The 23,974-nt window shown below is 64.4% G+C and carries 18 protein-coding genes and 1 tRNA gene; 11 read left to right on the forward strand and 8 right to left on the reverse strand.

What is annotated here, in order from left to right; translation table 11 throughout:
* Positions 1-64: 64 nt before the first annotated feature.
* Positions 65-466 carry a protease inhibitor I42 family protein gene (locus NAO55_RS18695; protein WP_063541171.1) on the reverse strand — a complete coding sequence of 134 codons (402 nt, stop codon included), beginning with the start codon at positions 464-466 and terminating at the stop codon, positions 65-67.
* 147 nt (positions 467-613) lie between these two features.
* Positions 614-3,001, reverse strand: coding sequence for an endopeptidase La (lon, locus tag NAO55_RS18700; protein ID WP_102840702.1), 2,388 nt, complete (start codon positions 2,999-3,001; stop codon positions 614-616).
* A gap of 124 nt (positions 3,002-3,125) precedes the next feature.
* Here lon and NAO55_RS18705 point away from each other — a divergent pair, with 124 nt between their 5' ends.
* The 3 genes from NAO55_RS18705 to putP (NAO55_RS18715) all read left to right on the forward strand — a co-directional run bounded on the left by NAO55_RS18705 (position 3,126) and on the right by putP (NAO55_RS18715) (position 9,036).
* Positions 3,126-3,881: a helix-turn-helix domain-containing protein gene (locus NAO55_RS18705; RefSeq protein ID WP_102840703.1), complete on the forward strand. Its 756-nt coding sequence runs from the start codon at positions 3,126-3,128 to the stop codon at positions 3,879-3,881.
* Positions 3,882-4,144: 263 nt separating this feature from the next.
* Positions 4,145-7,306, forward strand: coding sequence for a bifunctional proline dehydrogenase/L-glutamate gamma-semialdehyde dehydrogenase PutA (putA, locus tag NAO55_RS18710; protein ID WP_102840704.1), 3,162 nt, complete (start codon positions 4,145-4,147; stop codon positions 7,304-7,306).
* Between the two features lie 245 nt (positions 7,307-7,551).
* Complete coding sequence (gene putP / locus NAO55_RS18715) at positions 7,552-9,036, forward strand: sodium/proline symporter PutP (RefSeq protein ID WP_102840705.1); 1,485 nt, start codon at positions 7,552-7,554, stop codon at positions 9,034-9,036.
* Positions 9,037-9,181: 145 nt separating this feature from the next.
* Here putP (NAO55_RS18715) and NAO55_RS18720 read toward each other — a convergent pair whose 3' ends face one another.
* Positions 9,182-9,406 (reverse strand): DUF3203 family protein, encoded by a 225-nt coding sequence (locus NAO55_RS18720; RefSeq protein ID WP_102840706.1) that lies wholly within the window; start codon positions 9,404-9,406, stop codon positions 9,182-9,184.
* A gap of 227 nt (positions 9,407-9,633) precedes the next feature.
* On the opposite strand from NAO55_RS18720, the gene NAO55_RS18725 reads away from it, so the two are divergent.
* Together NAO55_RS18725 and putP (NAO55_RS18730) are read left to right on the forward strand one after the other, a co-directional pair.
* The gene (locus NAO55_RS18725) at positions 9,634-11,652 is read left to right on the forward strand and encodes a TonB-dependent receptor (RefSeq protein WP_102840707.1); all 2,019 of its coding nucleotides are present in this window, start codon (positions 9,634-9,636) and stop codon (positions 11,650-11,652) included.
* A gap of 194 nt (positions 11,653-11,846) precedes the next feature.
* Positions 11,847-13,331 carry a sodium/proline symporter PutP gene (gene putP, locus NAO55_RS18730; protein WP_102840708.1) on the forward strand — a complete coding sequence of 495 codons (1,485 nt, stop codon included), beginning with the start codon at positions 11,847-11,849 and terminating at the stop codon, positions 13,329-13,331.
* A gap of 154 nt (positions 13,332-13,485) precedes the next feature.
* On the opposite strand, the gene NAO55_RS18735 is transcribed toward putP (NAO55_RS18730), so the two are convergent.
* Complete coding sequence (locus tag NAO55_RS18735) at positions 13,486-14,301, reverse strand: DUF1206 domain-containing protein (RefSeq protein ID WP_102840709.1); 816 nt, start codon at positions 14,299-14,301, stop codon at positions 13,486-13,488.
* Between the two features lie 164 nt (positions 14,302-14,465).
* On the opposite strand from NAO55_RS18735, the gene NAO55_RS18740 reads away from it, so the two are divergent.
* The 5 genes from NAO55_RS18740 to pcaD all read left to right on the forward strand — a co-directional run bounded on the left by NAO55_RS18740 (position 14,466) and on the right by pcaD (position 19,357).
* Complete coding sequence (locus NAO55_RS18740; protein WP_102840710.1) at positions 14,466-15,308, forward strand: IclR family transcriptional regulator domain-containing protein; 843 nt, start codon at positions 14,466-14,468, stop codon at positions 15,306-15,308.
* Positions 15,309-15,483: 175 nt separating this feature from the next.
* Positions 15,484-16,338, forward strand: coding sequence for a CoA transferase subunit A (locus NAO55_RS18745; RefSeq protein ID WP_102840711.1), 855 nt, complete (start codon positions 15,484-15,486; stop codon positions 16,336-16,338).
* The gene (locus NAO55_RS18750; RefSeq protein ID WP_102840712.1) at positions 16,338-17,120 is read left to right on the forward strand and encodes a CoA-transferase subunit beta; all 783 of its coding nucleotides are present in this window, start codon (positions 16,338-16,340) and stop codon (positions 17,118-17,120) included. Before NAO55_RS18745 ends, NAO55_RS18750 begins: the two co-directional genes overlap by 1 nt.
* Complete coding sequence (gene pcaF, locus NAO55_RS18755; protein ID WP_102840713.1) at positions 17,117-18,322, forward strand: 3-oxoadipyl-CoA thiolase; 1,206 nt, start codon at positions 17,117-17,119, stop codon at positions 18,320-18,322. The genes NAO55_RS18750 and pcaF overlap by 4 nt, the downstream gene beginning before the upstream one ends.
* 246 nt (positions 18,323-18,568) lie before the next feature.
* The gene (pcaD, locus tag NAO55_RS18760; RefSeq protein WP_102840714.1) at positions 18,569-19,357 is read left to right on the forward strand and encodes a 3-oxoadipate enol-lactonase; all 789 of its coding nucleotides are present in this window, start codon (positions 18,569-18,571) and stop codon (positions 19,355-19,357) included.
* Between the two features lie 114 nt (positions 19,358-19,471).
* Here the strand turns inward: pcaD and NAO55_RS18765 are convergent.
* The 4 genes from NAO55_RS18765 to metG all read right to left on the reverse strand — a co-directional run bounded on the left by NAO55_RS18765 (position 19,472) and on the right by metG (position 22,625).
* A tRNA-Gly gene (locus NAO55_RS18765) sits at positions 19,472-19,545 on the reverse strand.
* A gap of 79 nt (positions 19,546-19,624) precedes the next feature.
* Positions 19,625-20,317: a pseudouridine synthase gene (locus NAO55_RS18770; RefSeq protein ID WP_102840715.1), complete on the reverse strand. Its 693-nt coding sequence runs from the start codon at positions 20,315-20,317 to the stop codon at positions 19,625-19,627.
* Positions 20,317-20,523: a cysteine-rich CWC family protein gene (locus NAO55_RS18775; RefSeq protein WP_102840716.1), complete on the reverse strand. Its 207-nt coding sequence runs from the start codon at positions 20,521-20,523 to the stop codon at positions 20,317-20,319. The genes NAO55_RS18770 and NAO55_RS18775 overlap by 1 nt, the downstream gene beginning before the upstream one ends.
* Before the next feature lie 62 nt (positions 20,524-20,585).
* Complete coding sequence (gene metG, locus NAO55_RS18780) at positions 20,586-22,625, reverse strand: methionine--tRNA ligase (protein WP_102840717.1); 2,040 nt, start codon at positions 22,623-22,625, stop codon at positions 20,586-20,588.
* Between the two features lie 175 nt (positions 22,626-22,800).
* Between metG and apbC the strand changes: the two genes are divergently transcribed.
* Positions 22,801-23,895, forward strand: coding sequence for an iron-sulfur cluster carrier protein ApbC (gene apbC / locus NAO55_RS18785; protein WP_102840718.1), 1,095 nt, complete (start codon positions 22,801-22,803; stop codon positions 23,893-23,895).
* The last annotated feature ends 79 nt before the right edge of the window (positions 23,896-23,974 follow it).

Below are 23,974 nucleotides of genomic sequence, written 5' to 3' on the forward strand. Positions count from 1 at the left end.
TGGCGTGTGTGAAAACGGGGCGGCATTGTAGCCGAAACCATGCTCGCCGCGGGCTCCGCCCGACTCAGCGTACCTCGATCCGGCAATCGAACATGCCCGCTGGCTCGGCGTCGGCCTCCCACGGACGTTGATAAGTGAGGTACAGCCGGCCGCTGCCGGACTCCTGTGCCTCGAAGCGCCAGGTCGACAGGCCATCCCCGCCGATCATGTCGGCCTTCGGATTGCTGAATACCTCGGGGCCGAGGCTGCGCAATTGCTCCGCGGCGGCTTCGTGCAGAATCCAGCGATAGCCGGTGGTCGGGTTGCTCGGCAGACTGATGATGAGTTGCTGGCCGCTCTGCAGTGTTTGCGGACAGCGGCTGTCGTCGCTGAGCACGACGCTGGAGGGCGTCTTGTCGTTGCTTGCGCAGGCAGCGAGCAGGGCGAAGCTGGCGGGCAGCAACAGACGAGGGATGTCGAAAGACATGATCGGCACCGGTCGGAAATGAGTTGGGAAGGATAGCCCAAAAGAGCTCGGTTGCAGGCGCGCACTCGGTCTGCATCGGCCCCGAAGGGTAGAAGCGCAGCGCGACCTCCTCCCCTCGGCTACAGCTGTTCTGCATCCTGTCCCGCGTCAGAACAGCACCTTGGCCACATCGGCGAAGCGCTTGGCGAAATGCACCGTCAGGCCATCCTTGAGATAGTCGGGCAACTCTTCGAAGTCGCCGCGGTTGGCTTCCGGCAGGATCAGCTCGAAGATCTTCTGCCGCCGCGCTGCGATCACCTTCTCGCGCACGCCGCCGATCGGCAATACGTGGCCGGTCAGCGTCAGCTCGCCGGTCATGGCCACGCCTTTCTTCGGCGGCTGGTTGCGCGCCAGGGAGAGCAGCGCGCTGGCCATGGTGATGCCGGCGCTGGGGCCGTCCTTGGGCGTGGCGCCTTCCGGCACGTGCAGGTGCACGAAGGCCTGGTCGAAGAACTCCGGATCGCCCTTGAAGGTTTTCAGGTTCGAGCTGACATAGCTGTAGGCGATCTCCGCCGATTCCTTCATCACGTCACCGAGCTTGCCGGTGAGCTTGAAGCCGCGGTTGAGCGTATGGATGCGCGTGGCCTCGATCGGCAGTGTGGCGCCGCCCATGCTGGTCCAGGCCAGGCCCGTGATCACACCGACGCCGGAGAGCACCTGTTCGCTGCGGAATACCGGTTTGCCGAGGTAGCTTTCCAGGTCCTTCGGCGTGATCTTCAGCTCCGCTTGCGGGTCTTCCAGCAGCTTGACCACCGCCTTGCGCACCAGCTTGCCTAGCTGCTTCTCCAGCTGACGCACACCCGCCTCGCGGGCATAGCCTTCGATCACCGCTTTCATGGCGCTGTCGCTGATGGCGAGGCGCTGCTTGGGCACGCCGGTCTTGTCCAGCAGCTTCGGCCACAGGTGGCGCTTGGCGATGGCCAGCTTCTCTTCGGCGATGTAGCCGGACAGGCGGATCACCTCCATGCGATCGAGCAGCGGGCCAGGAATCGAGTCCAGGGTGTTTGCCGTGCAGACGAACAGCACCTTGGACAGGTCCAGGCGCAGGTCCAGGTAATGGTCGAGGAATTCGACGTTCTGCTCCGGGTCCAGCGTCTCCAGCAGCGCCGAGGCTGGGTCGCCCTGGTAGCTGCTGCTGAGCTTGTCGATCTCGTCGAGCATGATCACCGGGTTCATCACCTCGACATCCTTGAGCGCCTGCACCAGCTTGCCGGGCAGCGCGCCGATGTAGGTACGGCGGTGACCCTTGATCTCCGCCTCATCGCGCATACCGCCGACGCTGAAACGATAGAACGGTCGGCCGAGGGATTCGGCGATGGACTTGCCGATACTGGTCTTGCCCACGCCCGGTGGGCCGACCAGCAGCACGATGGAGCCGGCGATCTCGCCCTTGAAGGCGCCGACGGCGAGAAATTCGAGGATGCGGTTCTTGATGTCATCGAGGCCGGCATGGTGCTTGTCCAGTACCTTGCGCGCGCGCCTGAGGTCGAGCTTGTCCTGGCCGTACACACCCCAGGGCAGGGCAGTGGCCCAGTCCAGGTAGTTGCGGGTGACGGCATATTCCGGCGAGCCGGTCTCGAGGATCGACAGCTTGTTCAGTTCCTCGTCGATGCGCTTCTGCGCGGCGGGTGGCACTACCTTGCCTTCCAGGCGCGCACGGAACTCGTCGGCATCGGCGCTCTTGTCGTCCTTGGTGATGCCCAGCTCGCGCTGGATGATCTTCAGCTGTTCCTTGAGGAAGAACTCGCGCTGGCGTTCGCCGATCTTGCGATTCACCTCGCCGGTCAGCTCCTTCTGCAACCTGGCGACTTCCACTTCCTTGCGCAGCAGCGGCAGCACCTTCTCCATGCGCTTCAACACCGGCACGGTATCCAGCACTTCCTGCAGCTCCGCGCCAGGCGCGGTGGTCAGCGCGGCGGCGAAGTCCGACAGTGGCGACGGGTCGTTGGGGCTGAAGCGATTGAGGTAGTTCTTCAGCTCCTCGCTGTACAGCGGGTTGAGCGGCAAGAGCTCCTTGATCGCGTTGATCAGGGCCATGCCGTAGGCCTTCACCTCGTCACGCGGGTCGTCATCGCTCTTCGGATAATCGACTTCCACCAGATACGGCGGCTTGCGCCGCAGCCAGCCGCGGATGCGCACCCGCGCCAGCCCCTGGGCGACGAACTGCAGCTTGCCGCCTTCCTGCGAGGCGTGGTGCACGCGGACCATGGTGCCGTGCTCCGGCAGGCTGTCCGGGTCGAAGGTGGCCATGTCCAGCACCGGCGAGTCGACGAAGAACAGTGCCACGCGCTGGTGCGGCGTCTTGGCCACGCGTTCCAGGGTCTCGGCCCAGGGATCTTCGTTGACGATCACCGGCAACACCTGCGCCGGGAAGAACGGCCGGTTGTGCACGGGGATGATGTAGAGCTTGTCCGGCTGCTGTTGATCGGGCAGTACGAGACCGTTGGAGGAGATGATTTCCTGCTCGATATGATCCTGATTGATGTCGTCGTTCATGCGGCACCCGTTGCGAATACGTGCACCTTAGATGGGTGGTGGCGCGGATGATTTCAATCCCGTCGCGTGGGGTGGGCACTTCATGCCGGCTTAGGTACAGTGCTTGCACGCACAGGTGCCCATCATGCTCAACGCCCGTCTGCTTCGCCTGGATGACCAGACTCACCAGCACGCCCACGACTATCACCAGCTGGTGATGTCGCTCTCTGGGCGCGCGGAATTCGAGGTCAATGGCTCGGGTGGCGAAGTCTGCCGGATGCGTGCCTGCCTGGTGCCGGGCGATGCCGACCACGGCTTCGCCGGCATGGGCGACAACCGCATGCTGATCATCGATCTCGACGAGCAGGATGTCGTCACCGACGACCCTGCGCTGTTGGCCCGCCTGTTCGAGGCGCCGCGCTATCCGGCGCTGGATGCCGATTTCCAGAACCTGCTGGCCTATGCCGGTGCCGAGCTGGCGCGCTACGGCAGCGATCCGCTGCTGGCCCGGGCGCTGGGCGGCGTGCTGTTGCGGGCACTGCACCTGCGACTGTTCGGCGAGTCCCAGCAGCGACCGGCCGGTCCGCTCGATCTGCAGCGGCTGGACAGCCATATCCAGGACAACCTGGCGCGACGCATCACCGTCGCCGAGTTGGCCCAGGTGGTCTGCCTCAGCCCCAGCCACTTCCACGCCCAGTTCAAGGATTGCGTCGGTCTTACGCCGCACCAGTACCTGCTCAAGACCCGCCTCGACCGTGCCGCCCGCCTGCTGCGCGAAACGCCGCTGCCGCTGGTGCGGATTGCCGAGGAGTGCGGCTTCTCCAGCCAGAGCGCATTGACCACGGCGACCCGCCGCTACCTCGGTCTGACCCCTCGCGGATTGCGCAAGTCGGACTCCTGAGCGTTCTCCTGATTGCCCTGTTTCCGGGCTCTTCAGCTGTCACGCGCAGATTCCTGCGCCATGCTGGTGCGTTTTTATTACCGTCGCATTTCCGCACCCGGCTTCCGGAGTTTTTCGTAAAACTTCCGTAGTTTTGCGCAAGAACGACGCGTCACGCTGCCCCTACATTCCGTGTCCCGACCTGGCTCATTGTCTTGTGCTGCACCAACAGCCTGGCCGTGGACTAGACCTATAAGCAGACACCATCACAAGAGGAGCGGCGCATGTTCAAGGCCGGTCACGTGCTGGAAGGCGCCTTCGCCAACCAGAAAGCCGCGGAATTCTTTCCCGCCATCAGCGCCAACTACGCCGTTGACGAGGCGCAATATCTCACCGAACTGCTGCAGCTTGCCGACCCCGGCGAGGCGGGCATTGCCGCCATTCGCGAGCGCGCGCGCAGCCTGATCGTGGCGGTGCGCGGGCGTGACAATGCCGTCGACACCCTCGACGCACTGCTGCGCCAGTACAGCCTGGACACCCAGGAAGGGCTGATGCTGATGTGCCTGGCCGAAGCGCTGCTGCGGGTGCCGGATGCCGCCACGGCTGACGCGCTGATTCGCGACAAGCTCAACGCCGCCGAATGGGAGCGCCACCTCGGCCAGAGCGACAACGTGCTGGTCAACTTCGCCGCCTGGGGGCTGGTGATGACCGGCAAGGTGGTCGATCCGGAAACCGCCGACGGCCGGCCGAAGAACGTCATCGGCCGCCTGCTCAAACGCTCCGGCGAGCCGGTGATCCGCAGCGCGATGAATCAGGCGATGAAGCTGATGGGCAAGCAGTTCGTGCTTGGCCGTACCATCGCCGAAGCGCTGAAAAACGGCCGTCCCGAGCGCGAGAAGGGCTACACCTATTCCTTCGACATGCTCGGCGAGGCCGCGCTGACCGCCGAAGACGCCGCCAAGTACATGGCCGACTACCGTCAGGCCGTGGAAACCGTCGGCGCCGAGCCGCAGGTCGGCAAGGGCCCGCGTCCGTCGGTGTCGATCAAGTTGTCGGCGCTGCATCCACGTTACGAAGTCGCCCAGCGCGAACGCGTGCTCACCGAGCTGTTTGCCAGCGTGCGCGAACTGGCCGTGCTGGCGCGGCAGCGCAATGTCGGGATCACCATCGATGCCGAGGAGGCCGACCGCCTCGAGCTGTCGCTGGAACTGTACGAAAAGCTCCTGCGCGACCCGGCCATCGCCGGCTGGGGCGAGTTCGGCCTGGTCATCCAGGCCTATTCCAAGCGCTGCCTGCCGGTGCTGGTCTGGCTGACGCTGCTCGGTCGCGAGCTTGGCGAACGCATTCCGCTACGGCTGGTAAAAGGCGCCTACTGGGACAGTGAGATCAAGCAGTGCCAGGTCCAGGGCCTGGACGGCTACCCCGTCTATACCCGCAAAGAAGGTACCGACACCTCCTACCTCGCCTGCGCGCGCTACCTGTTGTCCGAACACACCCGTGGGGTGATCTACCCGCAGTTCGCCAGCCACAACGCGCACACCGTCAGCTGCATCCTGGCCATGGCCGAGGAAACCTCGCAGCCGCGCGAGTTCGAGTTCCAGCGCCTGCACGGCATGGGCGATGCCTTGTACGACACGGTGATCGAGAAGTACGCCCGCAACGTACGGATCTACGCCCCGGTCGGCGCGCACAAGGACCTGCTGCCCTATCTGGTGCGGCGCCTGCTGGAGAACGGTGCCAACTCGTCGTTCGTCCACCAGCTGGTCGACCCGCGCGTGCCGGTCGAATCGCTGATCGATCACCCGGTGAGCCAGCTGCGCAAGTTCGCTGCACTGGGCAACCCCCGCATTCCGCTGCCGCCGGCGCTGTTTGGCAATCGCAAGAACTCCCAAGGGATCAACATGAATATCCAGAACCAATGGAACGACCTGGCCAGCGCCTACCAACCTTTCCTTGAGCGCCAGTGGCAGGCTGCGCCGGTCATCAGCGGGCAGAGGCTCGCCGGAACGCCGTCCGAGGTGCGTTGCCCCTATGACCTGAACAAGGTTGTCGGCCAGGCCCAGTTCGCCAGCGCCGAGCAGGCGCGCCAGGCCGTCGATCGCCTGGCGGCTTACTGGCCGAGCTGGAATGCCACGCCGGTGGAAGCCCGTGCCGCCGTGCTGGAGCGTCTGGGTGATCTGCTGGAGCAGCACCGCGCCGAGCTGATGGCGCTGTGTACCGTGGAAGCCGGCAAGTCGCTGCAGGACGGTATCGACGAAGTACGCGAGGCGGTGGATTTCTGCCGTTACTACGCACAGCAGGCGCGGCAGAAGCTCGGCCGCGAAGAGCTGAAGGGCCCGACCGGCGAGCGCAACGAGCTGTTCCATGAAGGCCGCGGCGTGTTCGTCTGCGTCAGCCCGTGGAATTTCCCGCTGGCCATCTACCTCGGCCAGATCACCGCGGCGCTGGTGGCCGGCAACACCGTGCTGGCCAAGCCGGCCGAGCAGACCAGCCTGATCGCTGCGCGTGCGCTTGAACTGATGTTCGAAGCCGGTCTGCCGAAAGAGGCGATCGCCTTCCTGCCGGGCGACGGTGCCACCCTGGGTGGCGTGTTCTGCCGCGATCCGCGGGTGGTCGGCGTGTGCTTCACCGGTTCCACCGACACGGCGCGCATCATCAATCGCCAGCTGGCCGAGAAGGAAGGGCCGATCGCCACACTGATCGCCGAGACCGGCGGGCAGAACGCGATGATCGTCGACTCCACTGCGCTGCCCGAGCAGGTGATCAAGGATGCCGTCGGTTCCGCCTTCACCAGTGCCGGCCAGCGTTGCTCGGCGTTGCGCGTGCTCTATGTGCAGCGTGACATCGCTGATCGGGTGATCGAGTTGCTCAAGGGCGCTATGGCCGAGCTCAGAGTCGGCCCGACCCATCTGCGCGAGAACGACATCGGCCCGGTAATCGACCAGGAAGCTCGCGAAGGTCTGCTGGCGCATATCCAGCAGCTCAAGAGCGAAGGGCGCCTGATCGCCGAGGCGACCTTGCCGGCTGGTCTGAATGGCCATTTCGTGGCGCCGGTGGCCTTCGAAATCGACGGCATTCATCAGCTCAAGAAGGAGCAGTTCGGCCCGGTATTGCACGTGGTGCGCTACGACGCGGCGGACCTGGAAAAGGTCGTTGCGGCGATCAACGGCACCGGCTACGGCCTGACCCTCGGCGTACACAGCCGCAACGAGGAAACCGCCGAACGCATCGAGCAACTGGCGCGGGTCGGCAACCTCTATGTCAATCGCAACCAGATTGGTGCCGTGGTTGCTGTGCAGCCGTTCGGCGGCTGTGGTCTGTCGGGTACCGGTCCGAAGGCGGGCGGCCCCAGCTATGTGCTGCGCTTCGCCAACGAGCGCACCACCTCGACCAACACTACTGCGGTGGGCGGCAACGCCTCGCTGCTGTCGCTCGGAGACGACTGAACGCATTCACGCTGTACCACCGGGTGAATGGTCTTGATCGTTCACCCGGCGCATCACGCTAAACCTCCCGGCCGCTCAGGCAGCCGGAACACAACAACAATTGGACAGTTGGTGGACGCTCTTCCGCCACTGACGGGCCCGGGTTGGGCCTGTCACAGGTGATGGCCTTTTCGCTATCGCCCTCTGCCAAGGTGCAGCGTGGGTCTTCTCGCGTTGCGCCGAACAACAACTAACGAGGGACACACATGAGCATCAGTACACCCACGCTGATCACCTTTCTGATCTACATCGCGGCGATGATCCTGATCGGTTTCGTCGCTTACCGCGCCACCAAGAACTTCTCCGACTACATCCTCGGCGGTCGCAGCCTCGGCAGCTTCGTCACGGCGCTGTCGGCCGGTGCCTCCGACATGAGCGGCTGGCTGCTGATGGGCTTGCCCGGTGCGATTTTCGTCGCCGGTCTCTCGGAAAGCTGGATCGCCATTGGCCTGATCGTCGGCGCCTGGCTGAACTGGCTGTTCGTCGCCGGCCGGCTGCGGGTACACACCGAGCACAACCACAACGCCCTGACCTTGCCGGATTATTTCTCGCATCGCTTCGAAGACGAGAGCCGCATGCTGCGGATCTTCTCCGCGCTGGTGATTCTGGTGTTCTTCACCATCTACTGCGCCTCGGGCGTAGTGGCTGGCGCGCGGTTGTTCGAGTCCACCTTTGGCATGCCCTACGAGTACGCACTGTGGGTCGGCGCGGCGGCGACCATCCTCTATGTGTTCATCGGCGGCTTCCTGGCGGTGAGCTGGACCGACACCGTACAGGCCACGCTGATGATCTTCGCGCTGCTGATCACCCCGGTGTTCGTCATTCTCGCCCTCGGCGACATGGGCACCGCGATGGCCACTATCGAAGCGCAGAACCCGGCCAACTTCGACATGTTCCGCGGGCTGTCCTTCGTCGCCATCATTTCGCTGCTGGCGTGGGGCCTGGGCTATTTCGGCCAACCACACATTCTGGTGCGCTTCATGGCCGCCGACTCGATCAAGACCATCCCCAATGCCCGCCGCATCGGCATGACCTGGATGATCCTGACCCTGGCCGGCGCGGTCGCGGTGGGCTTCCTCGGCATCGCCTACTTCGCTGACCATCCGGAGCAGGCCGGTGCGGTCAGCCAGAACGGCGAGCGGGTATTCATGGAGCTGGTGAAGATCCTGTTCAACCCCTGGGTTGCGGGCATCATCCTCTCCGGCGTGCTGGCGGCGGTGATGAGCACCCTCAGTGCCCAGCTGCTGGTCAGCTCCAGCGCGCTGACCCAGGACTTCTACAAGGCGATGCTGCGCAAGAATGCCTCGCAGACCGAACTGGTCTGGGTCGGCCGCGGCATGGTGTTGTTGATCGCGCTGATCGCCATCGGCATCGCCTCCAACCCCGACAGCAAGGTGCTGGGCCTGGTGTCCTACGCCTGGGCGGGCTTCGGCGCGGCGTTCGGGCCGGTGGTGCTGATCTCGCTGCTGTGGAAGCGCATGACCCGTAACGGTGCCTTGGTTGGCATGCTGGTCGGTGCGGTCACCGTGGTGGTGTGGAAGGAGTTCATCGGCCTGGGCCTGTACGAAATCATCCCGGGCTTCATCCTCGCCAGTATTGCCATCGTGGTGGTGAGCAAGCTGGGCGCCGAGCCGGCGCCGAGCATCGTCAAGCGCTTCGAAGAGGCGGATGCGGATTACCACGCCGGTTGATGACCGGAGTGGGTGCGCGCTCGCTGCGCGAATAGAGGATGGCAAGGCAGGCCCCATTTGAGCCCGCCCGGATGGATCGCCACCGACTCGCACACCAAATGGCGAAAACCCCGGCTAGCCGGGGTTTTTGTTTTCTGGCCTGAGCCTAGTCGTCCGCCACCAGATTGGAGCGATCGTCCACCGCGCCGGCGGCGATCAGATGTTCGGCTTCGTCCTCCGGCACATGGATGCTGGTGCCGTCGATGTTCATCACCGACATGCGTGCCTCTGGATCGGTGGTAATGCGCACGTCCATCAGGGCGCTGCGGTGCGTGTTGCCGTTGATGACCACGGCGCAGGTGCCGGTGGTGGTGTCGATGTCTACGGTCATGATCTCTCTCCCGAAGCGGTGCAAAAGCCGCGCGCGGTTCGCCCGGCGTTTCCATGTCGACCACGAACAGGGTGCATCCGTTGTGCCTGTTACTGGAAAAACAAACTTAAACGTTATGATATAACATGTTAGATTCTCGCCCCGCGAAGCTGGCACCGCTACCGGATGCCGGCGTACAGCCGTCTTCGGTTGCCTCGGAAGGCAACCGCCACTGTCTGGAGAGTCACATGAAACTTAAGCGTCATCCCCTGGCCTGGGCGATCAGCCTGGCCCTGGTTCCGGCTGCCTGGGCCGCCGAGCCGGTCGAACTGCAATCCGTCGTGGTCAGCGCCAGCGGCCTGGCCAAGCAGAGCCATGAGATGACCACGCCGGTCGCCGTGATGGAAAACGATGAGCTGGTGCTGCGCCGTGAAGCGACACTGGGCGAAACCCTGGAAAGCTTGCCGGGCGTGCGCTCCAGCAGCTTCGGCGCCGGTGCGGCGCGCCCGGTGATTCGCGGGTTGGACGGCGCTCGGGTCAAGGTGCTGAGCGATGGCGTGGAGCTGCTCGACGCCTCGACCATCAGCCCCGACCACGCGGTGACCAGCGAGCCGTTACTGGCCGAGCGCATCGAGGTGCTCAAAGGGCCGGCGACCCTGCTCTACGGTGGCGGCGCCATCGGCGGGGTAGTCAACGTGATCGACAAGAAGGTACCCACCCGCGTTCCGGAGAAGGGCTACGAAGGCGAGCTGGAGCTGCGCACCAACAGCGTCGCCAACGAAGGGGCAGGGGTGTTCGGTATCACTGCTGGCAGCGGCAACTTCGCTGTCCGCGCCGAGGGCACCAAACGCCAGGCCGACCCCTATGAAATCCCCGGCTCGCCGGACAAGCAGGAAGGCTCCTACAACGACACCGACAGCTTCAACCTGGGCGCCAGCTTCATCGGCGAGCGTGGCTACATCGGCGCCGCCTACGGTAAGCAGAACAACCGCTACGGGCTGCTGGCCCACGAGCACGCCGATTGCCAAACGCACGGCAGCGACTGGCATTGCGGCGGCCACGATGACGATGACGACGACCATGATCACGACCATGAACACGGCAGAGTGCCCTACGTCGACATGCGGCAGAAACGCTGGGATCTGCGCGGCGAGCTGAGCGATCCGCTGCCGGGCTTCGAACTGGCACGGCTGCGTGTCGGCCACAGCGACTATCAGCACAAGGAGATCGAAGGTGGCGAAGTGGGCACCCGCTTCAACAACGACGCCACCGATGCCCGCCTGGAGCTGACCCATCAGCCGCTGTTCGGCTGGCGCGGTGTGGTCGGCGCGCAGACCCTGCGGCGCGACTTCGAAGCCCTCGGCGAAGAGGCCTACGTGCCGCAGACCCTGACCCGCAACCACGGCTTGTTCCTGCTCGAGGAATACACCGCCGGCGCCTGGCGCTACGAACTCGGCCTGCGCCACGAATGGCAGGATATCGACGCCGATGGCCGCCCGGATACCGATCACAGCGGCACCTCGATGTCCGCCGGTGCGGTCTGGACCTTCGCGCCGCAGTACTCGCTGGGCTTCTCGCTGACCCGTTCGCAGCGCCTGCCCAGTGCCGAGGAGCTCTACGCCAATGGCCCGCATGCCGCGACCCGCACCGTCGAACTGGGCAATGTCGACCTGGAAGAGGAGACCTCGCACAACGCCGAGATCACCCTGCGCAAGTTCGCCGGCCGCACGACCTTCAGCCTGAGCGTTTTCCGCAACGAGGTGGATGACTTCATCTATGCCGCCGACACCGGCATTGACATCGGCGGCGGCTACCGCGAGATCGAATACCGTCAGCAGGACGCCGTGCTCACCGGCGCGGAAGGGGAGGTGCGCTTCCAGGCCACCGACGCCACCGCCTTCACGTTGTTCGGCGACCACGTGCGCGGCAAGCTGCGCGACGGCGGCGGTGACCTGCCGCGCATTCCGGCTGATCGCCTGGGTGTGCGGCTGGACCAGAGCTTCACCCCGGCACTCAATGGCCAGCTGGAGTTCTATCGGGTGCAGCGCCAGGATGAACTGGCCGACTACGAAAGCGAAACCGGTGGCTACAACATGCTCGGTGCCAGCCTTGGCTACAGTGGTTCGCTGAGTCAGACCGACTACCTGCTCTATCTCAAGGCCAACAACCTGCTGGACGAAAAGGCCCGTCAGCACACCTCCTTCATCAAGGATGAGGTGTTGTTGCCCGGTCGCAACCTGACCGTAGGCGTGCGCCTGGCGTTCTGATCGCGCAGCGTTCGCGTAGAAAGGGCTGGCACCGGTTGCCGGCCCTTTTTTGTTTGACGCGGCGTCTAGGTGCCTGCAAAACCCGGTAGTCACGCGCAGCCACGCGGACGACGCGCTATCCTTGCGCTCCTCGATGACTTCGCTGCCGGATTCGGCGGGCGTAGAGTCAAGGACACACAAGGAAAACAAGTCCCATGAACGTCAGCACACCCACTCTGATCACTTTCGTGGTCTACATCGCCGCGATGATCCTGATCGGTTTCATCGCCTACCGCGCCACCAAGAACTTCTCCGACTACATCCTCGGCGGGCGCAGCCTCGGCAGCTTCGTCACCGCGCTGTCGGCCGGTGCCTCCGACATGAGCGGCTGGCTGCTGATGGGCCTGCCCGGTGCGATCTTCGTTGCCGGTCTGTCGGAAAGCTGGATCGCCATCGGCCTGATCGTCGGCGCCTGGCTCAACTGGATCTTCGTCGCCGGGCGTTTGCGTGTGCACACCGAGCACAACCACAACGCGCTGACGCTGCCGGATTACTTCTCGCACCGCTTTGAGGACGAGAGCCGCATGCTGCGGATCTTCTCCGCGCTGGTGATTCTGGTGTTCTTCACCATCTACTGCGCCTCGGGCGTGGTGGCCGGCGCGCGGCTGTTCGAGTCCACCTTTGGCATGCCCTACGAGTACGCGCTGTGGGTCGGCGCGGCGGCGACCATCCTCTATGTGTTCATCGGGGGCTTCCTCGCGGTGAGCTGGACTGACACCGTACAGGCCACGTTGATGATCTTCGCGCTACTGATCACCCCGGTGTTCGTCATTCTCGCCCTCGGCGACATGGGCACCGCGATGGCCACTATCGAAGCGCAGAACTCGGCCAACTTCGACATGTTCCGCGGGCTGTCCTTCGTCGCGATCATTTCGCTGCTGGCCTGGGGCCTGGGCTACTTCGGCCAGCCGCATATCCTGGTGCGCTTCATGGCCGCCGACTCGATCAAGACCATCCCCAACGCCCGCCGCATCGGCATGACCTGGATGATCCTGACGCTGGCCGGTGCCGTGGCGGTGGGTTTCCTCGGCATCGCCTACTTCGCCGATCACCCGGACCAGGCCGGTGCGGTGAGCCAGAACGGCGAGCGGGTGTTCATGGAACTGGTGAAGATCCTGTTCAACCCCTGGGTGGCCGGTATCATCCTCTCCGGCGTGCTGGCGGCGGTGATGAGCACCCTCAGTGCGCAGCTGCTGGTCAGCTCCAGCGCGCTGACTCAGGACTTCTACAAGGCCATGCTGCGCAAGAATGCCTCGCAGACCGAACTGGTCTGGGTCGGTCGCGGCATGGTGCTGTTGATCGCGCTGATCGCCATCGGCATCGCCTCCAACCCGGAGAGCAAGGTGCTCGGTCTGGTGTCATACGCCTGGGCTGGCTTCGGCGCGGCGTTCGGTCCGGTGGTGCTGATCTCGCTGCTGTGGAAGCGCATGACCCGCAACGGCGCGCTGGCCGGCATGCTGGTGGGGGCGGTCACCGTGGTGGTGTGGAAGGAGTTCATCGGTCTGGGGCTGTACGAAATCATCCCGGGCTTCATCCTCGCCAGTATTGCCATCGTCGTGGTGAGCAAGCTGGGCGCCGAGCCGGCAGCCAGCATCGTCAAGCGCTTCGAGGAAGCGGACGCGGATTACCACGCCGGTTGATGCCCGGAGTGGGTGCGCGCTCGTGGTGGGCTGAAGCCCACCCTACAAAAAGCGGACGTGCACAACCGTCGTGCCAGTCCTGCGTAGGGTGGGCTTCAGCCCACCGCTACGGTCTCAAGGCGTCAGGATCCAGCCCGGCCCACCGCCAATCCACTCAATCCATCACCTCGGACAAATCGATCCGCCGCCAGCGCGCTTCGGCGAAGCTGTACAGGGCGAAGGCCAGCAGGCCGACGCCGATTGCCAGCAACAGCACGCCACCAGCTGGCATGCCCTGCAGGGCTTCCAGTGCTTCCTTGAGGCCCGGCGGGTCGGTCGGTTCGTAACGGCTGCCGCCCATGAACAGCAGGCCGGCGATGATCAGGAAGGCGCAGCCGCGTGCCGCCAGGCCGATGCGTGAGACCGGGCGAACCAGGCGCATGGTGCCCTCGTCGCACTGGAAGTAGCGCTCGAAATGCGCGTGCCAGGCCTTGATCAGGTGGGCGATGCCGACGCCGAGCGGGATCAGCGCGATCGCCCAGATCAGCCAGTGCGAATGTTTCAGGCCCAGCAGCCGCATGAGGCTGTCGGTGCTGTCGCTACCGGAACCGCCGCCGCTCTCGGCGAAACGGTCCAGGCCGCTCACCAGCAGACTCAGGGTGAACAGCGCAAGCAACAGGTTCACCACGCCGCTGCCGACCAGGCCGGCGCGTACCAGCAGGCCCTTGGCATCGTGACCGTGTCGATCGGTATCGCCAATGCCTTGGGTCAGACGCCAAGCCACATGCGCCAGCAGGCCGATCACCACCAGCCAGAGCAGCACCGCGCCGAAGGGTTGCCCGAGCAGTTGTTGTACTGCGCCGCGGGTATCCACGGTGTCGCCCGCGCCCAGCGCCGCCATGAGCGCGAAAAAACCGACGATCACGTAGACCACGCCACGCGCGGCGTAACCGCTGCGTGCCAGCCAGACCACTCCGCGGGTCACATCCATCCAGTGTCCTCCGTTGCGTCATGAGTGTGTTGCCGTATGAGGCCGCCTGGTCAGTAGACGCCGGGGCGCCGGCTCGGTTCGACCGTTGCTACACTCACACAGCTGGCGATAATCGGCCTGCATGTCGATAATCGCCCATCCATTACATGCCCAGGTTCACGCCAATGACCGACGATCAGCGTGCTCATTCTCCGTCGATGGCACCGCCCATCGTCGCTTCGCCAGCCAAACGCATCGAAGCGCTGACCGGCGATCCGAACTTCATGACGTCGCTGGCCCGCGGTCTGGCAGTGATCCACGCCTTTCAAGAACGCAAGCGCCACCTGACCATCGCGCAGATCAGCCATCGCACCGAAATCCCCCGCGCCGCCGTGCGCCGCTGCCTGCATACGCTGATGAAACTCGGCTACGTCACCACTGACGGGCGCACCTATTCGCTGCTGCCCAAGGTACTGACACTGGGCCACGCCTATCTGTCGTCCACGCCGCTGGCCGTGAGTGCCCAGCCGATCCTCGACCGTCTCAGCGAACAGCTCCATGAAGCCTGTTCGATGGCGACCCTGGAAGGTGACGAGGTGCTCTATGTGGCGCGCTCGGCGACGCCGCAGCGGCTGATCTCCGTGGACCTTTCGGTAGGTAGCCGGCTGCCCGCGTACTGCACCTCCATGGGCCGCATCCTGCTGGCGGCACTGGATGATGCGGCGTTGGACGAGTATCTCGACCGTGCCGATCTGCAGATCAAGACGAGCCGCACCTTGCACACCCCCGAAGCGCTGCTCGAGAGCATCAAGGGGATTCGCCGGCAGGGCTGGGTCATCATCGACCAAGAGCTGGAAGTAGGGCTGCGCTCGCTGGCGGTGCCGCTCAAGGATTCCGCCGGGCAGGTGCTCGCAGCGCTCAATGTCGGCACCCACGCCGGTCGCGTATCCCGTCAGGAGCTGGAGACCCGTTTCTTGCCAGTGCTGCTGGAGGCCAGCCGGGAACTCAGTACCCGCCTATTCCACTGAGCCGGTCGTGGCAGGCTTCGGTGCCCCAGCATGCGCGCGCACTGGGTGCAAACCGCTCTTCGTAAGTTGTTCGGTAATCGAACGCTATGTCGATTATCGGATTGTGACGCCTTGCCGTGGTCGTTAGTGTTTTCGTCAACGCGCAGGTTGCGCACCGAAGACTAGAGACCGACTCATGGCTGAACTTCTCACACTTCGCGAAGCCGTCGAGCGCTTCGTTCACGACGGCGACACGGTCGCCCTGGAAGGCTTTACCCACCTCATTCCGACCGCCGCGGTTCACGAAGTCGTGCGTCAGGGGCGCAAGGACCTGACCCTGGTGCGGATGACACCGGACCTGGTCTACGACATGCTGATCGGCGCCGGCTGCGCGAAGAAGCTGATCTTCTCCTGGGGCGGCAACCCCGGCGTCGGTTCGCTGCATCGCCTGCGCGATGCGGTGGAGAACGGCTGGCCACACGCTCTGGAAATCGAGGAACACAGCCATGCGGATCTCGCCAACGCCTACGTGGCCGGAGCGTCCAGTCTGCCGTTTGCGGTGCTGCGTGCCTACGCCGGTTCCGATCTGCCGCAGGTCAACCCGCTGATCAAGTCGGTTACCTGTCCCTTCACCGGTGAGGTGCTGGCGGCCGTGCCGAGCGTGCGTCCGGATGTCACCGTGATCCATGCGCAGAAGGCCGACCGCAAGGGCAACGTGCTGATCCAGGGCATCCTCGGGGTGCAGAAGGAAGCCGCGCTGGCAGCCAAACGTTGCATCGTTACCGTCGAAGAGATCGTCGACGAGCTGAACGCGCCGATGAACGCCTGCGTGCTGCCAACCTGGGCGCTGACTGCGGTCTGCCTGGTGCCGGGCGGCGCGCATCCTTCCTACGCGCACGGCTACTACGAGCGCGACAACCGCTTCTACCAGGCCTGGGACCCGATCGCCCGCGACCGCGAGGCGTTCACCACCTGGATCGACACCTACATTCGAGGCACCGCCGACTTCGCCGCTTATCGCGCGAAGATCGCCCAGCAGGAGGCCAACTGATGAGCGCTTACAGCACAAATGAAATGATGACCGTCGCCGCGGCCCGCCGGCTGGGCAATGGCAGTGTCTGCTTCGTCGGCATCGGTCTGCCGTCCAAGGCTGCCAACCTGGCCCGCCTGACGCACGCACCGGAGGTGGTGCTGATCTACGAATCCGGCCCGATCGGCGCCAAGCCTTCGGTGCTGCCGCTGTCCATCGGCGATGGCGAGCTGGCCGAAACTGCCGACACGGTGGTGCCGACCGGCGAGATCTTTCGCTACTGGTTGCAGGGTGGGCGTATCGACGTTGGCTTCCTCGGCGCGGCGCAGGTGGACAAGTACGGCAATATCAACACGACGGTGATCGGCGACTACCACCAGCCGAAAGTGCGCCTGCCAGGTGCCGGCGGCGCGCCGGAGATTGCTGGCAGCGCCAAGGAAGTGCTGATCATCCTCAAACAGTCGCATCGCACCTTCGTCGACAGGCTTGCCTTCATTACTTCCGTTGGTTTCGGCGAGGGCGGTGAGCACCGCAAGCAGCTGGGCCTGCCCGGCAAGGGCCCTGTCGCGATCATCACCGACCTGTGCATCATGGAGCCGGAAGCCGGCACCAATGAGTTCATCGTCACCGCGCTACACCCGGGCGTGACCCGCGAGCACGTGGTGGAGAACACCGGCTGGGCGATCCGCTTCGCCGAAACGCTCGGTACTACCGAAGCGCCTCGCGCCGAGGAACTGGAAGCGTTGCGCGCCCTGGAAGCCCGCACAGCCGCTGCCCACGGCCAGCAAGGAGGAGAGGAATGAGTCGCGACGTATTCATCTGTGATGCCGTACGCACCCCCATCGGCCGCTTCGGCGGCGCGCTGGCTGGCGTGCGGGCTGACGACCTGGCGGCAATTCCGCTCAAGGCGCTACTCGAACGCAACCCTGGGCTCGATCCAGCGGCGGTCGAAGAGGTGTTCATGGGCAGCGCCAACCAGGCCGGCGAAGACAACCGTAATGTCGCGCGCATGGCCGCGCTGCTCGCCGGGCTGCCGGAGACGGTGCCGGGCGTGACCCTCAACCGTCTCTGCGCATCGGGCATGGACGCGGTGGGCACGGCCTTCCGCGCCATCGCCAGCGGTGAGCTGGAGTTGGCCATCGCCGGCGGCGTCGAGTCGATGTCCCGCGCGCCCTATGTGATGGGCAAGGCCGACTCGGCGTTCGGCCGCACCCAGAAGATCGAGGACACCACCATCGGTTGGCGTTTCATCAATCCGAAAATGAAGGAGCTGTACGGCGTCGACGCGATGCCGCAGACCGCCGACAACGTCGCCGACGAGTGGCAGATCAACCGCGAGGATCAGGACGCCTTCGCCCTGCGCAGCCAGCAGCGCACCGCCGCCGCCCAGCAGGCCGGCTTCTTTGCCGAGGAAATCGTCCCGGTGGTGATCAAGGGCAAGAAGGGCGAAACGATCGTCGATACTGACGAGCACCCGCGTGCCGACACCACCGCTGAAGCGCTGGCCAAGCTCAAGCCGGTCAACGGCCCGGACAAGACCGTCACTGCCGGCAACGCCTCGGGCGTCAACGACGGCGCGGCGGCGATGATACTCGCCAGCGCGGAGGCGGTGCAGAAGTACGGCCTCAAGCCGCGCGCCCGGGTGCTCGGCATGGCCAGTGCCGGCGTCGCCCCGCGCATCATGGGTTACGGCCCGGTACCGGCGGTGAAGAAGCTGTGCGAGCGGCTGAAGCTGGCGGTCAGTGACTTTGCCGTCATCGAACTGAACGAAGCCTTCGCCGCCCAAGGGCTGGCGGTGACCCGCGACCTCGGCCTGGCCGACGACGATGCACGCGTAAACCCCAACGGCGGCGCCATCGCCCTCGGCCATCCGCTGGGTATGAGCGGCGCGCGCCTGGTGCTGACTACGGTCCATCAGCTGGAAAAATCCGGCGGTAAGCTCGGCCTGACAACCATGTGCGTTGGCGTTGGACAGGGGGTGGCGCTGGCGGTCGAACGAGTATGACCACTGTGATGAAACTGCTGACGTGGTCGTTCACCCTAGGAGGACGCAGGCGCCGTAGCGTGCAAAACGGTGGAGCCGAACCCACGTTGCGGTGACGAAGGACAGCGCCGACGTGGTTCCGCCCGGTGATGTGCAGGCGCTGAGCTTTGCATGTCGGGGCTTAAGGAGCCACCGGCAACGAACAACGATTCCGGAAAGCCTTCTGCAGGTAGGGCTTGGCCGGGCACTGAACGAGTGAGAACTAGCATGCCGATCGTAAAGCTGGCCGACGCCAGCCTGAATTACCGTTTCGATGGTCCGGAAGGCGCGCCGGTACTGGTGCTGTCCAACTCCCTGGGCACGAATCTTCATATGTGGGACGACCAGGTCCCGGCATTTGCCGAGCACTTTCACGTGCTGCGCTACGATACGCGCGGCCACGGCGATTCGAGTGTCACCGAGGGGCCCTACAGTATCGAACAGCTGGGAGCGGACGTGCTGGCCCTGCTCGATGCGTTAGGCATCGAGCGCTTTTCCTTCTGCGGCCTATCCATGGGCGGACTGATCGGTCAGTGGCTCGGAATCCATGCCGGCGACCGCCTGCAGCGGCTGGTTCTGTGCAATACCGGAGCAAAGATCGGTACCGACGAAGTATGGAACACCCGCATCAATAGCGTTCTGGCTGGCCGTGAGCAGGCCATGCGGGACATGCGGGATGCATCCATTGCCCGCTGGTTCACGGCTGGCTTCGCCGAGGCGAACCCGGCGGCTGTGGCACGCATCACCGAGATGATCGCCAGCACCTCACCAGACGGCTACGCCGCCAACTGTGCGGCTGTTCGCGATGCCGACTATCGCACGCAGCTGGGCGCGATCAAGGCCCCAACCCTGGTTGTTTGTGGCGCCAAGGACCCGGTGACAACTGTCGAGCATGGCCAATTCATCCAGGCCAATATCCCCGCCGCCGAACTGGTTGCCTTCGAGGCTGCTCATCTGTCTAACGTAGAGGCGGGCGACGTGTTCACCCAGCGAGTGCTGACGTATCTGCGCGGCTGAGAGCAATGGTGGTTTGGTCGACAACGGCATGAAACATCTGGCAGAAGGCGAACCATCTGCAGGTTGCTCGGCCCCAAATGAAAAGGCCCCGCGCGTAAGCAGGGCCTTAAAGACTGGAGCGGGCGAAGGGAATCGAACCCTCGTCATGAGCTTGGGAAGCTCAGGTAATGCCATTATACGACGCCCGCTCAGGGGTGCCTTTTTACCAGAAGGCTCGGGTGAAATGAAGCGCGGCAGCAGGTTTTTCTGGTGGGCGGCTATGGGCGGTCAGACTTGTGCGATCTCTTCGCCCGTCAATGCTCGGTAGCAGCCGGGTGTCAGGCTGGCGTCCAGCCGCAGCGGACCCATGCTTTCGCGGTGCAGGGCGGTGACCCGGTTGTTGAAGCGCCCGAACATTCGCTTGACCTGATGGTAACGGCCTTCATGCAGGGTCAGGCGGGCGCGGCGTGGGCCGAGCAGCACCAGTTCGGCCGGTAGGGTGGTGAGATCTTCAAAGCGAAAGTACAGACCCTGGGCGAAGGCCTCGATGCAGCCAGGATCGATCTCGTCTTCGGTTTCGACCAAGTAGACCTTGCCCTGCAGGCTAGTCGGCTGGGTCAGACGGCGTGACCATTGGCCGTCGTTGGTCAGCAGCATCAGGCCGGTGGTGTTGAAGTCGAGGCGGCCTGCGATGTGCAGATCATCCTTGTTTGGCTCATCGATCAGGTCGAGCACGGTACGGTGCGCGGCATCACGAGTGGCGCTGACGCAGCCGGCCGGTTTGTGCAGCATCAGGTAGCGGGCGGCCTTGCCTGGCTGCAGGACCTGCCCATCAAGCTCCACGCAGTCGAATATGCGCACCTCCCGATCCATGACTTGGGTGATTTCGCCGTTTATCCGTGCGCGGCCGTCGCTCACCAGACGGCGGACGTCCTGTCGGCTGAGCTGCGCGCGGCTGCCGAGGTAACGATCGAGGCGCATCAGGGTCTTTCTGCGGATTCACTGCGGGCGCAGCGGGGACAGATGCAGGCCTGGTTTCTGGCGGCGGTGGGAATGCCGTCGAGCGCGTCTTGGGGAATGGTGGCGGTCATGCACCAGCATGGCTGGTCCGCGCGAGTGTCGCACTCGGCGCACTGGTTGGGCTGGCCGCAGAGCGGGCAGCGGGAAGGGTCTACAGGCTCGCTCATGGCGTTTCCGTTTAAACGACGAGCTTCGCGTGCCGGTCAAGGGCCGGCACGCGAAGCGCGGATCACATGACGCGCTGGCCGGGCTTGGCGCCGCTGTCCGGGCTGAGCAGGTAAATTTCGCTGCCGCCAGGGCCTGCCGCCAACACCATGCCCTCGGACATGCCGAACTTCATCTTGCGCGGCGCCAGGTTGGCGACATACAGGGTCAGCCGGCCTTCCAGCTTGCTCGGGTCGGGGTATGCGCTCTTGATGCCGGAGAACACGTTGCGCTTGGCATCGCCGATGTCCAGGGTCAGGCGCAGCAGCTTGTCGGCACCTTCGACGAACTCGCACTTTTCGATCAGGGCGATGCGCAGGTCTACCGCAGCGAAGGCGTCGAAGTTGATCTCGGCGGCCAGCGGTGCCTTGACCAGCTCGCCATTGCCCGCGGGCGCGGCAGTTTCGCTAGCGGCCAGGTCCTCCTTGGAGGCTTCGATCATGGCTTCGATCTTCGCCGGCTCGATACGCGTCATCAGCGGGGTGAAGGCGTTGAGCTGGTGGTTGGTTAGCAGTGTGGTGTGGTCATCCCAGCTCAGCGGCGCTACGTTGAGGAACTGCTCGGCAGCGGCGGCCAGGTTCGGCAGCACCGGCTTGAGGAAGATCACCAGCTGGCGGAACAGGTTGACGCCCAATGCGCAGATTTCCTGCACCTCGGCCTGCTTGCCCTCGACCTTGTTCAGTGCCCAGGGCGCCTTGTCGGCGATCCAGGCATTGGCGCGGTCGGCCAGATGCATGATCTCGCGCATGGCTCGGGCGAAGTCGCGCGCTTCGTAGGCATCAGCGATGCTCGGCGCGGCGGCCTGAAAGGCTGCCCAGAGTTCCGGCTCGGGGTTGGCGTCGACCATCACGCCGCCGTTGCCCTTGTGGATGAAGCCGGCGCAACGACTGGCGATGTTGACCACCTTGCCGACCAGGTCGGAGTTGACCTTCTGCACGAAGTCCTCGAGGTTCAGATCGAGGTCGTCGACGCCACGGCCGAGCTTGGACGCATAGTAGTAGCGCAGATACTCAGGGCTCAGGTGTTCGAGATAGGTGCGCGCCTTGATGAAAGTGCCGCGCGACTTGGACATCTTCTGCCCGTTCACCGTCAGGTAGCCGTGCACGTTGACCGCGGTCGGCTTGCGGAAGCCCGCGCCGTCCAGCATGGCTGGCCAGAACAGGGTGTGGAAGTTGATGATGTCCTTGCCGATGAAGTGGTACAGCTCGGCGCTCGAGTCCTTGCTCCAGAAGGCGTCAAAAGAAAGCTCCGGACGACGCTTGCAGAGATTCCGGAAGCTCGCCATGTAGCCGATCGGCGCGTCCAGCCAGACATAGAAGTACTTGCCCGGCTCGCCGGGGATCTCGAAGCCGAAATAGGGGGCGTCGCGGGAGATGTCCCATTCCTGCAGGCCACCATCGAGCCACTCGGCGATCTTGTTGGCCACCGACTCTTGCAGCGCGCCGCCGCGGGTCCATTCCTTGAGCATCGCCTCGAAGTCGGGCAGCTTGAAAAAGAAGTGCTTGGAGTCCTTGAGCACCGGGGTGGCGCCGGAGATCGCCGAGCGCGGGTCTTTCAGCTCGGTGGGCTCGTAGGTGGCGCCGCATTTCTCGCAGTTGTCGCCGTACTGGTCCTCGGCACCGCATTTCGGGCAGCTGCCCTTGATGAAGCGGTCGGCGAGGAACATGCCCTTCTCGGGATCGAAGTACTGGGTCACGGAGCGGGTGGCGATGTGCCCGGCGTCGCGCAGACGGGTGTAGATCAGCTCGGCCAGCTCGCGGTTCTCTTCCGAGTGGGTGCTATAGAAGTTGTCGAAGTCGACGAGGAAGTCGGCAAAGTCACCACTGTGTTCGGCCTGCACGTTGGCGATCAGCTGTTCGGGGGTGATGCCTTCCTTTTCCGCCCGCAGCATGATCGCCGAGCCATGGGCGTCGTCGGCGCAGACATAGATGCATTGGTTGCCGCGCAGCTTCTGGAAACGCACCCACATGTCGGTCTGGATGTACTCGAGCATGTGGCCGAGGTGGATCGAACCGTTGGCGTAGGGCAGGGCGCTGGTAACGAGGATCTGGCGGGCTTCGGACATGGGGACTCGGCAGTCGGAATTACGAAAGAAAGTTTGCAACTATAAAGGTCCGGCGCGCTTTTTTCATCCGCACCGCCGGAACGGGGTCGCCATCGCTCCCGGTCGTCGGTGGGCTCGGAACTACAGGGCAGGGTAAGATGCCTGTCTGATTTGCTCGGTCTTTCCAGGAGTAACCATGTCCGTCACCCGCGAAGCTGTGGAAACCGTACTGCGCCAGTACACCGACCCCCATCTGAATCAGGACCCGGTGAGTGCCGGCTGTGTGCGTTCGATCGACATCCAGGGCGACCGGGTCAGCGTGCAGCTGGAGCTGGGCTACGCCGCCGGGCTGTTTCGCAGCGGCTGGGCGCAGATGCTGGCGATGGCCATCGAAGGGCTGGACGGCGTCAGCCGGGCCGATGTGCAGGTGGACTGCGTGATCCATGCGCACAAGGCGCAGGATCAGGTGCCGGCACTGGCCAATGTGAAGAACATCATCGCGGTGGCATCCGGCAAGGGTGGCGTCGGCAAGTCCACCACGGCGGCCAATCTGGCGCTGGCGCTGGCCCGTGAGGGTGCGAGGGTCGGCGTGCTGGACGCCGACATCTACGGGCCGAGCCAGGGCATCATGTTCGGCATTGCCGAGGGCAGTCGGCCGCAGATACGCGATGGCAAGGCATTCATTCCGCTGCAGGCCCATGGCGTGCAGATCATGTCGATGGCTTTCCTCGCCGACGACAAGACGCCGATGGTCTGGCGCGGGCCGATGGTCTCGGGCGCGCTGCTGCAGCTGATCACCCAGACCGAGTGGAACGACCTCGACTATCTGGTGGTGGATATGCCGCCAGGCACCGGCGATATCCAGCTGACGCTGGCGCAGAAGGTCCCGGTGACCGGTGCGGTGATCGTGACCACGCCGCAGGATCTGGCGCTGCTGGATGCGAAGAAAGGCGTGGAGATGTTCCGCAAGGTCAATATCCCGGTGCTGGGCGTGGTGGAAAACATGGCCATCCACATCTGCTCCAACTGCGGTCATGCCGAACACCTGTTTGGCGAGGGTGGCGGCGAGAAGCTGGCTTCGCAGTACAACGTCGATCTGCTGGCCTCGCTGCCGCTGTCGATGGCGATCCGCAGCCAGGCGGATGCGGGCAAACCGACCGTGATTGCCGATCCGGAAAGCCAGATCGCGATGATTTATCAGGAGGTTGCCCGCACCGTCGGTGCCCGTATCGCCCAGAGTGGCCAGATCATCGCGCAGTCGATGCCGAAGATTGTGGTATCGGAGGACTGATCCGGTAGTTTGCAGGCGGTGCCAGCTGTCGCCCGCCTGCAGCCTGGGCGAAATCGCAGGCATAAAAAAGCCCCGCCGA

Source organism: Stutzerimonas frequens (assembly GCF_024448335.1).
GTDB lineage: Bacteria > Pseudomonadota > Gammaproteobacteria > Pseudomonadales > Pseudomonadaceae > Stutzerimonas > Stutzerimonas frequens.

Coding starts and splice junctions, on each gene's coding strand:
- apbC (WP_102840718.1), top strand. CDS start 22,801: ATGTCCGTCACCCGCGAAGCTGTGGAAACCGTACTGCGCCAGTACACC.
- putP (WP_102840705.1), top strand. CDS start 7,552: ATGAGCATCAGTACACCCACGCTGATCACCTTTCTGATCTACATCGCG.
- NAO55_RS18735 (WP_102840709.1), bottom strand. CDS start 14,301: ATGGATGTGACCCGCGGAGTGGTCTGGCTGGCACGCAGCGGTTACGCC.
- putP (WP_102840708.1), top strand. CDS start 11,847: ATGAACGTCAGCACACCCACTCTGATCACTTTCGTGGTCTACATCGCC.
- NAO55_RS18725 (WP_102840707.1), top strand. CDS start 9,634: ATGAAACTTAAGCGTCATCCCCTGGCCTGGGCGATCAGCCTGGCCCTG.
- NAO55_RS18750 (WP_102840712.1), top strand. CDS start 16,338: ATGAGCGCTTACAGCACAAATGAAATGATGACCGTCGCCGCGGCCCGC.
- lon (WP_102840702.1), bottom strand. CDS start 3,001: ATGAACGACGACATCAATCAGGATCATATCGAGCAGGAAATCATCTCC.
- NAO55_RS18720 (WP_102840706.1), bottom strand. CDS start 9,406: ATGACCGTAGACATCGACACCACCACCGGCACCTGCGCCGTGGTCATC.
- putA (WP_102840704.1), top strand. CDS start 4,145: ATGTTCAAGGCCGGTCACGTGCTGGAAGGCGCCTTCGCCAACCAGAAA.
- NAO55_RS18695 (WP_063541171.1), bottom strand. CDS start 466: ATGTCTTTCGACATCCCTCGTCTGTTGCTGCCCGCCAGCTTCGCCCTG.
- pcaD (WP_102840714.1), top strand. CDS start 18,569: ATGCCGATCGTAAAGCTGGCCGACGCCAGCCTGAATTACCGTTTCGAT.
- NAO55_RS18705 (WP_102840703.1), top strand. CDS start 3,126: ATGCTCAACGCCCGTCTGCTTCGCCTGGATGACCAGACTCACCAGCAC.
- NAO55_RS18740 (WP_102840710.1), top strand. CDS start 14,466: ATGACCGACGATCAGCGTGCTCATTCTCCGTCGATGGCACCGCCCATC.
- metG (WP_102840717.1), bottom strand. CDS start 22,625: ATGTCCGAAGCCCGCCAGATCCTCGTTACCAGCGCCCTGCCCTACGCC.
- NAO55_RS18745 (WP_102840711.1), top strand. CDS start 15,484: ATGGCTGAACTTCTCACACTTCGCGAAGCCGTCGAGCGCTTCGTTCAC.
- NAO55_RS18770 (WP_102840715.1), bottom strand. CDS start 20,317: ATGCGCCTCGATCGTTACCTCGGCAGCCGCGCGCAGCTCAGCCGACAG.
- NAO55_RS18775 (WP_102840716.1), bottom strand. CDS start 20,523: ATGAGCGAGCCTGTAGACCCTTCCCGCTGCCCGCTCTGCGGCCAGCCC.
- pcaF (WP_102840713.1), top strand. CDS start 17,117: ATGAGTCGCGACGTATTCATCTGTGATGCCGTACGCACCCCCATCGGC.